Raw genomic sequence first — 12,793 nt, forward strand, 5'->3', positions numbered from 1 at the left:
ACCGCCGAAACGTTCCGCACCCACCTTGGTCAGCGCCGCCGTCAGCGTCGTCTTGCCGTGGTCAACGTGACCGATCGTGCCCACGTTCACGTGGGGCTTGGTGCGCTCGAACTTGTCCTTTGCCATGGTTGCGTATCTCGTCGGAACTGGGATGGAAGTGGGGAACCGCGCACACCCCCTGCCGGGGGTGCCTGTATGTGGTGCTCACGAATGGAATCGAACCATCGACCTCCTCCTTACCAAGGAGGTGCTCTACCGACTGAGCTACGTGAGCGTATTGAACTGTGTTGCCTTGCCTGCCTGGAAATTCTGCCAACCGCGGGAAGAACAATGGAGCGGGAGACGGGAATCGAACCCGCACCATCAGCTTGGAAGGCTGAGGTTCTACCGTTGAACTACTCCCGCGCCGCTTGAAGCATCGTGGTGGAGGGAGGTGGATTCGAACCACCGAAGGCGTAAGCCAGCAGATTTACAGTCTGCCCCCGTTGGCCGCTTGGGTATCCCTCCGGTCGACATTTCTCGAAGCCGGTGAATCAGCCCGTAATTTTCACCATAAAACGGGCCGTTGTCAACGCATGAAACTCATTTCCCGAAAAAACCCGCTTTCAACATCTCTGCGAAGCAGTCCGGGGGCAGGCAAGATGCCTGTTCAGGCCGCGAAATGCAACAGGCCCGACTCAGACATTGAACCGGAAGTGCAGCACATCGCCTTCCTTCACCCGATATTCCTTGCCTTCCAGGCGCAGCCGGCCGGCCTCGCGGGCCCCTGCTTCGCCGCGATAGCGGATGAAGTCATCGAAAGCGATGGTTTCGGCGCGGATGAAGCCTTTTTCGAAATCGGTATGGATCACACCGGCCGCCTGTGGCGCAGTAGCGCCACCCTTGACCGTCCACGCACGGACCTCTTTCACCCCGGCAGTGAAATACGTCTGCAGGCCCAGCAATTGGTAGGCGGCGCGGATCACCCGGTTCAGGCCCGGCTCGTCCAGCCCCAGGTCGGCCAGGAATTCACCCCGGTCGGCCTCATCCAGCTGTGCCAGCTCTTCCTCAATCACCGCCGATACCGGCACAACCTCTGCACCCTCGGCTTCGGCCCGGGCGCGCACGGCTTCCACGTGCGGATTGTCGATGAAGCCGTCTTCCAGCACGTTGAGCACGTACATGACCGGCTTGAGGGTCAACAGAAACAGGTCGCGGACCAGTTCGCGCTCTTCCTCGTCCAGGCCGATCGCCCGTGCGGGGGTGCCGTCCGACAGCCCCTTGAAAAGCTTTTCCAACACCGGCATGCGCGCGATGGCGTCCTTGTCGCCGCCCTTCGCCGCCCGCTCGGCACGCTGGCGCGCCTTTTCGACCGACTCCAGGTCGGCCAGGGCCAGCTCGGTGTCGATGGTGTCGATATCCGAGATCGGATCCACCTTGCCCGCCACGTGGACGATATCCCCGTGCTCGAAGCAGCGGACCACATGGGCGATCGCGTCGACCTCGCGGATGTGGGCCAGGAACTTGTTGCCCAGGCCTTCGCCGCTGGACGCCCCCGCCACCAGACCGGCGATATCGACGAATTCGATCACCGTCGGCAGCACCTTCTGCGGGTTGATGATCTCCGCCAGCTGCTGCAGGCGCGGGTCAGGGACCGGCACCACGCCCACGTTGGGCTCGATCGTGCAGAAGGGGAAATTGGCCGCCGCGATGCCCGCCTTGGTCAGCGCATTGAACAGGGTCGACTTGCCGACGTTCGGCAGGCCGACGATGCCGCATTTGATGCCCATGTGAGTTCTAGTCCGTGCGTGTATGGAGCCGGGTCATGGCGTCCATGAAGTTGCCCTGCGCGGCCAGTGGCAGCGCATCCAGGGCGCTGTCGATCGCCCGCGCAATCAGAATGTCGTCGTCCGCCGAAGGACGCCCGAGCACCCAGGGGGTGACCAGATCCTTGTGGCCCGGATGACCGATGCCGATGCGCAGCCGGTGGAACCGGCCGTGACCAAGCACCCGCATGGTGTCGCGCAAGCCGTTCTGGCCGCCGTGGCCGCCATCGAACTTGAGCTTGGCCGTGCCCGGGGGAAGATCGAGCTCGTCGTGCGCCAGCAGCGCCTGCTCCGGATCAATCTTCCAGAATTGCAGCGCGGCGAGCACCGACTTGCCCGACAGGTTCATGAAAGTGGCCGGCCTCAGCAGCCGTACCGGCTCACCGCCCAACTGGACCTGTGCGGTCTCGCCAAACAGCTTGGCGTCCAGCCGGAAGCGCTCACCAGCACGCTCGGCGAGCGTATCCAGGAAGCGGAACCCGGCGTTGTGCCGGGTCTGTGCATATTGCGGGCCGGGGTTGCCCAGCCCAACGATAAGACGCAAACCTGCCATCGTGAAAACGCAATCCTGCCGCGCCCGGTGCGGACGCGGCAGGCGGTGCGATTACTCGCCCTTCTTGTCGTCGCCGGACACCTTGGCGGCAGGCACGTCTGCAGACGGCTCCTCGCCTTCCACCGGATCTTCCTCGATCTCGACGCGGGCCGGACGCGCGGTCACGATCGCATCGTCGTGGTCCTTGCCCAGCGCCAGCTGCGGAATCTCGACGCCTTCCGGCAGCTTGATGTCCGACAGGTACAGGGTATCGCCCAGCACCAGCGCCGACAGATCCACGTCGACCGAACCCGGCAGGTCCTTGGGCAGGCACTCGACGGTGATCTCGCGCAGCTCGTGGCTGACCAGCACGTCGGCCAGCTTGCCGGCCGGGGAGATTTCCTCGTTGATGAAGTTCAGCGGCACCGCGGTGCGCAGCTTCTCGCCGGCGGTCACGCGCTGGAAGTCCAGGTGCATGATCTGCTGCTTGTACGGATGGCGCTGCATGTCACGCAGCAGCACCTTCTGCACATCACCGTTGAGGCTCAGGTCCAGGATGGACGAGTAGAACCACTCGTGCTCGCTGGCCAGCAGCACATCATTGTGGCTGAGCTGGATGCTGACCGGCGGCAGATCGCCACCGTAGACAATGGCAGGCACCTGGCCACTGTGGCGAAGGCGGCGGCTCGCACCCTTCCCTTCGTCCTCGCGGCGCTGGACCTTGATTTCCTGTGAAATGGACATGTTTTCCTATTACCTTGGTTGTTGGGCCGCCTCACGGCAGCCTGAATGACTCTTCCGCGACCAGAAGAGCCTGGATTGCTTCAGTCCACGTAGAGCGAGCTGACCGACTCGCCGAACGCGATCCTGCGGATGGTTTCGCCCAGCAGCTCGGCAACGCTGAGCTGGCGGATGCGGTCGCAGGCCATGGCGGCCTCCGACAGCGGAATGGTATCGGTGACCACCAGCTCGTCGAGCTGGGAGTTGTTGATGTTGCTGATCGCGGCACCGGACAGCACCGGATGGGTGCAGTAGGCCACCACCTTGTTGGCGCCGTTTTCCTTCAGCGCCGCGGCCGCGGCACACAGGGTGCCAGCGGTATCGATGATGTCGTCGACCAGCACGCAGGTCTTGCCGCGCACGTCACCGATGATGTTCATCACGGTGGCCACGTTGGCGCGCGGACGGCGCTTGTCGATGATGGCCAGATCCGCATCGTCCAGGCGCTTGGCAATCGCCCGGGCCCGCACCACGCCGCCGACGTCGGGGCTGACCACGACCATGTTGTCGGTGCCGTGCGCGCGCCAGATATCGGCCAACAGCAGCGGCGAGGCATAGACGTTGTCGACCGGGATATCGAAGAATCCCTGGATCTGGTCGGCGTGCAGGTCGATGGTCAGCACCCGCGCGGTGCCGACCGCGCCGATCATCTTGGCTGCCACCTTGGCCGTGATCGGCACCCGCGACGAGCGCAGGCGGCGGTCCTGGCGGGCATAGCCGAAGTACGGGATTACCGCGGTCACGCTGGCGGCCGAGGCGCGGGTGAGCGCGTCCACCAGCACCAGCAGTTCCACCAGATTTTCGGCGGTGGGCGCACAGGTGGGCTGCAGCACGAACACTTCCTGCCGGCGCACGTTCTCCTCGATCTCGACCTGCACTTCGCCGTCGGAGAACTTGGACACCAGTGCCTTGCCCTGACGCGCGCCGAGCTGTCGGCACACGGCCTGGGTCAGCGGCTTGTTGGCATTGCCCGAGAAGATCAGGATGTTGCGATCTTCCTTCATGTGATGTGTGCGCATGTGCTGATTGCCGTGACGGAAAGTGCCGGAATGGCAGGGGCGGCAGGATTCGAACCTGCGGATGCCGGGATCAAAACCCGGTGCCTTGGACCTCTTGGCGACGCCCCTGTGGAACCGTATTTTCAAGTGCTTGATGCAACGTGGAGCGCGCCGTGCCTTCTGCCACCCAGGCCCGGAGGCTGGTTGGCAGCGCGGCGCGCGCCGCTTCGGCGGCCTCGCAGGATGCGAACTCGACGAAACAGCCGCTGCCCGTCCCGGTCAAGCGCGGCGAGCCGACCCGCGCCAGTTCGGCGAACACGGCATCGATGACCGGTTCGCGGCGGCGCAGCACCGGCTCGAACGCATTGCCGAGCGTAGCTCCCGAAACAAAGTCCGCTATTGTCGCGGGCTGGGCATTGCGCGTCAATTCAGGGGCCTGGAAGAGCTCCGCGGTTCCGACACGAACCCCCGGATCAACCAGCAGATACCAGGCCGGGGGCAGCTCCAGCGGGGTCAGCTGCTCGCCGACCCCTTCGGCCCAGGCGCTGTGGCCATGCACGAAGACCGGCACATCCGCGCCCAGCTGCAGGCCCAGCGCCGCCAGCCCGGAGGCATCCATGCCGGCGCTCCAGAGCCGGTTCAGCACCATCAGCACCGTGGCGGCGTTGGAAGAGCCCCCGCCAAAGCCGCCGCCCATGGGAATGTGCTTGTCCACGGCAATATCGGCGCCCTGCCCCGCGCCACTGGCCTGCTGCAGCAGCCGGGCAGCCCGCAGCAGCAGGTTGGAATCGTCGGGAACGCCGGCCAGCCCGCGGCCATGCAGCCGGATGAGACCGTCAGCACGCGGGCGCAGGTGCACCATATCGCCCCAGTCGAGCATCCGGAACGCCGTCTGCAGGCTGTGGTAGCCGTCCTCACGCCGGCCGGTGATGCGAAGGAAGAGGTTGAGTTTGGCCGGCGCCGGCCAGCGGCTCCAGCCGTCCCCGTCAGGTCCGGCCATGCTCAGCTTCCGCCGGGCGCAGGCGCGCCCAGAGACCACTCGTCAACCATCAGCCGCACCCGGGCCTGGCCGCGCTCGGCGTCGATCCGGGCAGGCAACGCCATTGCCTGCTCGCCGGCCTCCGCGGTGTCCTGTGGCTGCCAGCGCACATAGTCGATCGTCCAACCGCCCTGGCGGATCCGCACCAGCCGCCCTTCGGCGGAAAATTCCAGCTGCGCGACCCCGAACGTGGCCTGGTCGGCACGGGTACCGGCCGCCCACGCCGCCAGCGCCGCAATGGGCACCTGCATGCCGGTGGCCTCGTACAACAGCTCCATCGGGTCCGGCCCGTGCAGCGGCCCGCCGTCCAGACCATCGATGCGGGCACCGTCCGGGCCGGCGGACAGGCTCCAGCCCTGGCGCGTGATCGGCGCCCTGAGCATGACCTGGTACTGCCGCTCCGCCTGCCACCACTCGAGCCGCCCGCTGCCACCGTCCCTGCCGTTGGAAAGAGCCACCCGTCCGCTGAAGGCTACCGGGCCGGCAGCCGCCAACTGTGCTTCGCGGGCGGACACCTGGGCCTGGGCGGCGGCCAGCGCCGGCCCGGTCAGCTGCGCCGCATCCGGCGCGCGCACCGGGCGGCTCACACAGCCGGCGAGCACCAGCACGGCAAGCAGGCCCAACAACCGGATCGTCACATTCACAGCTCAACTCCGGTGGATTCCAGCGATCTGAGCAGGGACCGGTTCTCAGGGTCCAGCTCATGCGCCTTGTGGAAAAATTCCCGCGCTTCCTCCCGCCGCCCAAGCGTCCAGAGCACCTGCCCCACGTGCGCTGCGACCTCCGCGTCGCGCAGCATCGACCAGGCGCGGCGCAGCTCCACCAGCGCCTCTTCATGCCGGCCCAGCTGGTAAAGGACCCAGCCGTAGCTGTCGATGATGTGGGCATTGCCGGGCTCGGCCAGGCGCGCACGGTCGATCAGGGCCAGCGCCTCTTCATAGCGACCGGTGCGGTCGGCCAGGGTGTAGCCCAGCGCATTGAGCGCGTGGACGTTCTCCGGCTCGGCCACCAGCAGGCGCCGCAGGTCCGCTTCGGCGCGGTCGATATCGTCGCGCCGCTCCCACATCAGCGCGCGGGCGTACAGCAGCGCGCCCTCGTCCGGCCAGGCGGCCAGGCCGCGGGCGTAGGCGTCCAGTTCGCCGGGATCATCACCGGCTTCGCGCCGCAGTTCGGCCTCCAGCAGGTAGGAGTCCCGGCGCAGGTCTTCGTCGATGGCAGCGTCGGCCTGCAGGGTGCGCAGTTCGGCGAAGGCGTCTTCGCGACGATCCAGGTCGAACAGGGTCTTGGCTGCGCGCAGCCGGGCGATATCCTTTTGCACTCCACCGGGAACGCTGCGGTACCACTCCAACGCCTGGTCGGGACGCTGCAGATATTCGGCCAGCTGCCCCAGCAGCAGGCGCCAGCCGGGATGCGGAGCGTCGGCCCGCTCGGACAGTTCGGCGTACAGCGCTTCAAGGCGCTCGCTGTCTTCGGCCCGCACCAGCAGCGAGGCGCGCATGGCATAGCTGCGCTCATCCTGCGGCCCCATGGCCATCACCCGTGCGGCGGAATCAAGTTCCTGCAGCTGCTCATACTGGGCGGCGATTGCCAGCCGCAGCTCGGGAGACTGCAGCGCCTGGGCTTCGATCCGCTCCAGCGCTTCGCGTGCGGCCTGTTCATCACCGCCCTCCCGGGCCTGGGATGCACGCAGCAGGGCCACGCGCGGCTCGTCGGGGAACCGCTGCACCACTTCGGTGACGATGCGATCGGACAGCTTGGCGTCACCAAAGCGCTGTGCCAGCCCACCAAAGCCGAGCCAGGCGCGAAAGTCGTCGGGCACAGCGTCGGCATCCAGCAGTCGCCCCAGAATCCGGGCCGATGCCTGCTGGTCGCGGGTGCCGGTCCCCAGGGCGCCCACGGCGTAGCCCCAGGCACGCGGATCGGGATCGCGCAGCAGGCTTTCCAGCTCGCGACGGGCACGCCGGTCACGGCCCGTTCGCAGCAGCCAGCTGGCCTGGGCCGAGCGCATGGACAGGCTTTCCGGCGCCAGCGCCCGCCACTGCTGCAGCGCATCGCCGAGCAGGGCATCGTCGTTCTCCACCAGGGCCACCTGTACCGCCCGCTCCACCAGGGCAGCGTCGCCGCCCACCGCCGTGGATGCCTGCAGGAACCAGCGCACGGCTTCGTTCAGCTTCCCCGCGCGCAGCGAGAACTCGGCCGCCATGGTGGCGCCGACGGCATCGCCAAGCGCATCGGAAGCCGGCTCATGTGGGTTTGCAGCGGCCGGCGACATGAGCGCCGCGGCCAGCAACCAGCCGAGCAGCACAGGGCCGATCAGCCCCCGGCCACGGACTGGAAGGCGGTGTTTGGCGTGTGGAACAGGCATTGCGGGCGGGGGGGCCGTAAAATAGGGGAATCGGAAGCAAGCTTATAGCAAGCCACTGAACGGACCAGACGCCAGCAACATGAGCATCATCGCCTTGGGCATCAATCATCGGAGCGCCCCCATCGCCCTGCGCGAACGGGTGGCATTCTCCGGCGATGCGCTGCCCGTTGCGCTGGGCCAGATGCGCGCCCTGCCCACGGTGCGTGAAGCCGCCCTGCTCTCCACCTGCAACCGCACCGAGCTGTATGCGGTGACGGATGACGGCGGTCAATCGCTGGTCGACTGGTTGGGGGCAGTGCCTGACGGCGCTGGCGATCTGCGCGCCTACCTGTACCACCACCAGGGCAGCGAGGCGGTGCGGCATCTGTTCCGGGTGGCCACCGGGCTGGATTCACTGGTGCTGGGCGAGCCGCAGATCCTGGGCCAGGTGAAGGACGCCTGGACCACCGCACGCAGCGCCAAGTCCCTTGGCACCCAGCTCGACCGGCTGTTTCAGCAGGCTTTCGTGACTGCCAAGCGGGCACGCACCGAGACCCGGATCGGCAACAGCCCGGTCTCGGTGGCATCGGTCGCTGTGCGGCTGGCGGAAGAGTCCTTCGCCCGGCTGGATGAATCGAGCGTGCTGCTGGTAGGCGCCGGCGAGACCATTGAGCTGGCCGCCCGGCACCTGTCCCAGGCCCGGGTGAAGCGGCTGATGGTGGCCAACCGCACCCTCGCCCACGCCCAGGACCTGGCTTCCCGCCACGGCGGAGTGGCCGTGCCGCTGGCGGAGATCGACCGCCACCTGGCCCAGGCCGACGTGGTGTTTTCCGCCACCGCCAGCCGCGAGCCGGTGCTGCGCCACGATCAGGTGGAAGCCGCCCTGAAGGCGCGCCGACAGCGGCCGATGCTGCTGCTGGACCTGGCAGTGCCGCGCGACATCGCGCCCGAAGTGGCCAACCTGAAGGACGCCTACCTCTACACCGTGGACGACCTGGAGCGCTCGGTGGAGGACAACCGCCGCAACCGGCGTGAGGCGGCGGAAGCGGCGGAAGCCATCGTGGAGCTGCAGGTGGCGCGTTTTTCCGAAACATTGGCCGTCAGCCATATGACCGGCCCGCTGACCCGGCTGCGGGCACACGGCGAGAGCGCGCGCGAGGATGCGCTGGAACGGGCCCGCCGCCAGCTGGCCGCAGGCCAGGATCCGGAGCAGGTGATCGAACGTCTCGCCCGCACCCTGACCAACCGCCTGCTGCATGCGCCCACCGCCGCTGTGCGCGAAACCGCCCGCAGCGGCAATACCGAGCTGGCCCACGCCCTCGACCGGATCCTCACTTCTGAACGCACCCGCGATGCTTCCGACCCTTCGCCATAAGCTGGAGGCGCTGGCCGAGCGTCGTGATGAACTCGAACGCCTGCTTGCCGATCCCGAAGTGGCCGGAAACCAGGCCAGGTTCCGCGCCTATTCCCGGGAATTTTCGCAGCTGGAACCGCTGGCGGTCGCGCTGGCCGGTGAAGTCCGCGCCCGCGCCGACCTGGCCGAAGCCAAGGCGATGCGCAGCGATCCCGAACTGGGCGAGCTGGCCGAGGAGGAAATCGCCAGCGCAAGCGCCCGGCTGGAGGAGTTGAACCAGGTGCTGCTGGGCCTGCTGGTGCCGCGCGACGCGCGTGACGACGGCGACCTGTACCTGGAAATCCGCGCCGGCACCGGCGGTGACGAAGCCGCGATCTTCGCCGGCGACCTGCTGCGCATGTACACCCGCTACGCAGAAAATCGCGGCTGGCGGCTGGAAGTCGAATCGGCCAACCAGGGCGAACACGGCGGATTCCGCGAGGTGATTGCGCGCATCGAAGGCGAAGGCGCCTACGCCAGGCTCAAGTTCGAATCCGGCACCCACCGCGTGCAGCGCGTGCCGGAAACCGAATCCCAGGGGCGGATCCACACCTCGGCCGCCACCGTGGCCATTATCCCGGTCGAAGACGAAACCGAACCGGTCGAACTCAACCCCGCCGACCTGCGGGTGGACACCTTCCGCTCCTCCGGTGCCGGCGGCCAGCACGTCAACAAGACCGATTCGGCCATCCGCATCACCCACCTGCCGAGCGGCGTGGTGGTGGAATCGCAGACCGAGCGCTCCCAGCACGCCAACCGCGACAAGGCCATGAAGCGACTGAAGGCGATGCTGGCCGAGGCCGAGGCCTCCCGCCGCGCCGCCGCCACGGCGCAAACCCGCAAGCTGCAGGTCGGCAGCGGCGACCGCAGCCAGCGGATCCGCACCTACAACTACCCGCAGGGTCGGATCACCGACCATCGGGTGGAAGGCCTGACCGTCTACGACCTGCCCAACGTGCTGGAAGGCGGCCTGGACGGGCTGATCGACCGCCTGGCCAGTGAGCATCAGGCCGAAGAGCTGGCACAGATGGCCGCGTCCGGCAGCTGAACATGCACACGCCCGCCAACGATCCCCGCCTGCAGGCCCGTCACGCTGTCAAACGCGACCCTGGCAACGCAATGGCCTGGATCATGCTGTCGGATGTAGAGCTGGAGGCCGGCGATGCGCGCACCGGGGCCGCCGCCGCGCAACGTGCGTTGCAGCTGGCACCTGGCCATCCAGAAGCGCTGGCGCGACTTGGACGTGGCCAGTGGATGCTTGGCCACCTTGCGGCTGCCGCAGACAGCCTGCGCGCAGCCGCGCGGCAGGCTCCACAGCACGCCGGCATTGCCGTGTGGCTGGCGCACGTACTGGAAGACACCGGCGAAGCCGAAGCCGCCAGCGAAAGCTACGCGCGCGCCCACACCCTGCTTCCCGAACATCCGCAGATCGCCGGCTACCTGCTGGCATGGCGCCGGCGTCTGTGCGACTGGACCGATCTGGACCACCTGTCCCGGCAGGTGCGCGACGCGCTGCGGGCCGGACAGGGAGCAATGGAACCCTTCGCCTTCCTCAGCGAAGACTCCAGCCCCGCCGAACAGCTCGCCTGTGCACGCCTGCGGGCGCATGAAGTGGCCGCGCGGGTCACGCCGCTGCCCCCGGCACCGCCACGCAGCGGCGGCCCGTTGCGACTGGGCTTTCTCTCCAACGGCTTTGGCTCGCACCCGACCGGGCTGCTGACCGTTGCGTTCCTTGAGGCGCTCGCCGCCCGCGGGGGCTCCAATATCCATCTGTTCGCGCTCAACGGCGACGATGGCAGCGCGATCCGCCAGCGCCTGGCAGCTATCTCCCGGATGCACGATGTGTCCGCCCAGCCGCACGCTGGCGTTGCGGCACAGATCCGCCAGGCCGGCATCGATGTGCTGTTCGACCTGCGTGGCTGGGGAGGCGGCGGTCGCCCGGAAGTGCTGGCGATGCGTCCGGCTCCGGTCCAGGTGAACTGGCTGGCCTATCCCGGAACCTCGGGCGCCCCATGGATCGATTACGTGCTGGCTGATCCGGTGGTGCTGCCGGATGAGCTGGCAGCGCATTTCTCCGAAACGGTGGTGCGCCTGCCGCGCTGCTTCCAGCCCTCGGATACGCGCCGGGAGATCCCGCCGCCGCCGCCGCGCGACGCATGCGGGCTGCCCGAGGAAGCCACGGTGCTGTGCTGCTTCAACAACAGCTACAAGATCAATCCGGCATCGTTCGCCCGGTTCATGCAGATTCTGCGCGGCGTGCCGGACAGTGTGCTGTGGCTGCTGTCCGGCCCAGGCCAGGCCGATGCCCGCTTGCGCAGAGCCGCGGACAAAGCGGGCGTCGATCCATCGCGGCTGGTGTTCATGGCCAAGCAGCCGCAGGCCCACTACCTGGCGCGACTGCAGCTTGCCGATCTGTTCCTGGACTGCAATCCATACAACGCCCACACCACCGCGTCGGACGCGCTGTGGGCCGGCTGCCCGGTCCTGACCCGGCCCGGCGCGACCTTCGCGTCGCGGGTGGCCGCCAGCCTGAACCACCACGTGGGCATGGACCACATGAACATGGCCGATGACGACGCATTCATTGCCCGAGCCATCGAGCTGGGCAATGACCGCGGGCAACTGGCGTCCGTGCGCGCCGAGCTTGAAGCGCGACGTTCCAGCACGGGCCTGTTCGACATGGACGGCTTTGCCACGGATTTCCTCGCCGCCGCGACGCGCATGCATCAGCGGCTCCCCACCCCACCCCGAACGGGTAGCCTTGGATCATGAGCACAAATAATCAATCCACCCCACTTTCCATCTGCGTGCTGGCCGTTTCCGACAGCCGCACCCCTGAAAACGACACCTCCGGCGACTGGCTGGTGCAGTCCCTGCAGGCGGAAGGCCATCGCCTGGCCGACCGCGCCCTGCTGATCGACAACCGCTACCTGCTGCGAGCCAAGGTGTCGCAGTGGATCGCCGATGAAGCGGTGGACGGCATCATCGTTACCGGCGGCACCGGCTTTACCGGACGCGACTCCACCCCGGAAGCCCTGCTGCCGCTGCTGGACAAGCAGATGGACGGCTTCGGCGAGCTGTTTCGCGCACTCTCGTACGAGGAGATCGGCACCTCCGCCCTGCAGTCGCGCGCGTTCGCGGGCGTGGCCAACGGCACCTTCGTGTTCTGCCTGCCCGGCTCCACCTCGGCGTGCCGCACCGGCTGGGAAAAGATCATCCGCGACCAGCTGGATGCCCGCACCGGCCCCTGCAACCTGTCCACGCTCCGGCCGCGCCTGAAGGAATAGGTCATCACGCCGGCAGCCGCCCGGAAAAGGACAGCGCAGCGGCACCCTTGGTGCCTGCTGCCGCTGGCCTGCGTGCTGCTGCTTGGCCTGTCCAGTCACGACGCCAGAGCTCAGCCCCAGGCGCAGGACGAAGCCACCCCGCGGGATGACTTCGACGATTCCACCCATGCAGATCCGCAGGAGCCTGCCGCCGGGGTCACCAACTTCGACACCGTCCGGGTCGTCGGCAAGCGCACGGAGTGGGTGGATCCGTTCGCGTTCCGACCGCTGTTTGATCCGGACACCAATACCTTCCAGCGCCGCTGGAACGAGCCGCCCAGCGTGGAGGATGTGTCCCTCAGCGGCGGCTACATCCTGCTGGGGATCAATTACGGACTGCTGAAAGCCGCCGAAACGGTGACCCGGCTTCCGGGATGGCAGCATCAGGTCCAGCCGGCAACGGCCCGCCCCCCGCCGCTGGATACCGCGCAGGCCGAGCGCGCCGCAAGGCTGCGCGATGCACAGGATCCCTAGACGCTTTTGACGCCCGGCGCCTGACACGACGGGACCTTGCGTTCCATCAGTCAGCGCCACAAGCCGGGCCAGACCCCGTAAATTGGGCGCATCTGTTACCAG

13 protein-coding genes and 4 tRNA genes are annotated in these 12,793 nt (G+C 67.5%); 5 read left to right on the forward strand and 12 right to left on the reverse strand.

Translation table 11 applies throughout. From position 1 onward, the window contains the following. From WCE59_RS12795 to WCE59_RS12850, 12 genes are all read right to left on the reverse strand, one after another. Positions 1-126 (reverse strand): GTP-binding protein (locus WCE59_RS12795; protein ID WP_343259224.1); only part of this gene is annotated, 126 nt, incomplete at its 3' end. A gap of 72 nt (positions 127-198) precedes the next feature. Beyond that, positions 199-274, reverse strand: a tRNA-Thr gene (locus WCE59_RS12800). Between the two features lie 57 nt (positions 275-331). Continuing rightward, positions 332-405, reverse strand: a tRNA-Gly gene (locus WCE59_RS12805). 16 nt (positions 406-421) lie between these two features. Further along, a tRNA-Tyr gene (locus tag WCE59_RS12810) sits at positions 422-507 on the reverse strand. Positions 508-677: 170 nt separating this feature from the next. Continuing rightward, the gene (gene ychF / locus WCE59_RS12815) at positions 678-1,769 is read right to left on the reverse strand and encodes a redox-regulated ATPase YchF (protein WP_343259166.1); all 1,092 of its coding nucleotides are present in this window, start codon (positions 1,767-1,769) and stop codon (positions 678-680) included. Between the two features lie 7 nt (positions 1,770-1,776). Continuing rightward, positions 1,777-2,358: an aminoacyl-tRNA hydrolase gene (gene pth, locus WCE59_RS12820; RefSeq protein ID WP_343259167.1), complete on the reverse strand. Its 582-nt coding sequence runs from the start codon at positions 2,356-2,358 to the stop codon at positions 1,777-1,779. A gap of 51 nt (positions 2,359-2,409) precedes the next feature. Then, complete coding sequence (locus WCE59_RS12825) at positions 2,410-3,081, reverse strand: 50S ribosomal protein L25/general stress protein Ctc (RefSeq protein ID WP_343259168.1); 672 nt, start codon at positions 3,079-3,081, stop codon at positions 2,410-2,412. 80 nt (positions 3,082-3,161) lie between these two features. Next, on the reverse strand, positions 3,162-4,136 hold the full coding sequence (locus tag WCE59_RS12830) for a ribose-phosphate diphosphokinase (protein ID WP_343259169.1): 975 nt from the start codon (positions 4,134-4,136) through the stop codon (positions 3,162-3,164). Positions 4,137-4,167: 31 nt separating this feature from the next. Next, positions 4,168-4,244, reverse strand: a tRNA-Gln gene (locus WCE59_RS12835). Further along, complete coding sequence (gene ispE, locus WCE59_RS12840) at positions 4,207-5,115, reverse strand: 4-(cytidine 5'-diphospho)-2-C-methyl-D-erythritol kinase (protein WP_343259170.1); 909 nt, start codon at positions 5,113-5,115, stop codon at positions 4,207-4,209. Before ispE ends, WCE59_RS12835 begins: the two co-directional genes overlap by 38 nt. 2 nt (positions 5,116-5,117) lie before the next feature. Further along, complete coding sequence (lolB, locus tag WCE59_RS12845; RefSeq protein ID WP_343259171.1) at positions 5,118-5,798, reverse strand: lipoprotein insertase outer membrane protein LolB; 681 nt, start codon at positions 5,796-5,798, stop codon at positions 5,118-5,120. After that, positions 5,795-7,519: a tetratricopeptide repeat protein gene (locus tag WCE59_RS12850; protein WP_343259172.1), complete on the reverse strand. Its 1,725-nt coding sequence runs from the start codon at positions 7,517-7,519 to the stop codon at positions 5,795-5,797. Before WCE59_RS12850 ends, lolB begins: the two co-directional genes overlap by 4 nt. 79 nt (positions 7,520-7,598) lie before the next feature. Here WCE59_RS12850 and hemA point away from each other — a divergent pair, with 79 nt between their 5' ends. The 5 genes from hemA (at position 7,599) to WCE59_RS12875 (ending at position 12,691) form a co-directional block, all read left to right on the forward strand. After that, a complete protein-coding gene (gene hemA / locus WCE59_RS12855; RefSeq protein WP_343259173.1) occupies positions 7,599-8,873 on the forward strand; it encodes a glutamyl-tRNA reductase in 1,275 nt (424 codons plus the stop codon). Further along, a complete protein-coding gene (gene prfA, locus WCE59_RS12860; RefSeq protein ID WP_343259174.1) occupies positions 8,851-9,939 on the forward strand; it encodes a peptide chain release factor 1 in 1,089 nt (362 codons plus the stop codon). The genes hemA and prfA overlap by 23 nt, the downstream gene beginning before the upstream one ends. A 2-nt stretch (positions 9,940-9,941) precedes the next feature. Further along, on the forward strand, positions 9,942-11,663 hold the full coding sequence (locus WCE59_RS12865) for an O-linked N-acetylglucosamine transferase, SPINDLY family protein (protein WP_343259175.1): 1,722 nt from the start codon (positions 9,942-9,944) through the stop codon (positions 11,661-11,663). Continuing rightward, on the forward strand, positions 11,660-12,178 hold the full coding sequence (gene moaB, locus WCE59_RS12870) for a molybdenum cofactor biosynthesis protein B (RefSeq protein WP_343259176.1): 519 nt from the start codon (positions 11,660-11,662) through the stop codon (positions 12,176-12,178). The genes WCE59_RS12865 and moaB overlap by 4 nt, the downstream gene beginning before the upstream one ends. A gap of 72 nt (positions 12,179-12,250) precedes the next feature. Then, entirely contained in the window at positions 12,251-12,691 is a 441-nt protein-coding gene (locus WCE59_RS12875) for a hypothetical protein (protein ID WP_343259177.1), read from the forward strand. Positions 12,692-12,793: the final 102 nt, after the last annotated feature.

The organism is Luteimonas qiangzhengi (assembly GCF_039548515.1).
Taxonomy (GTDB): Bacteria; Pseudomonadota; Gammaproteobacteria; order Xanthomonadales; family Xanthomonadaceae; genus Luteimonas.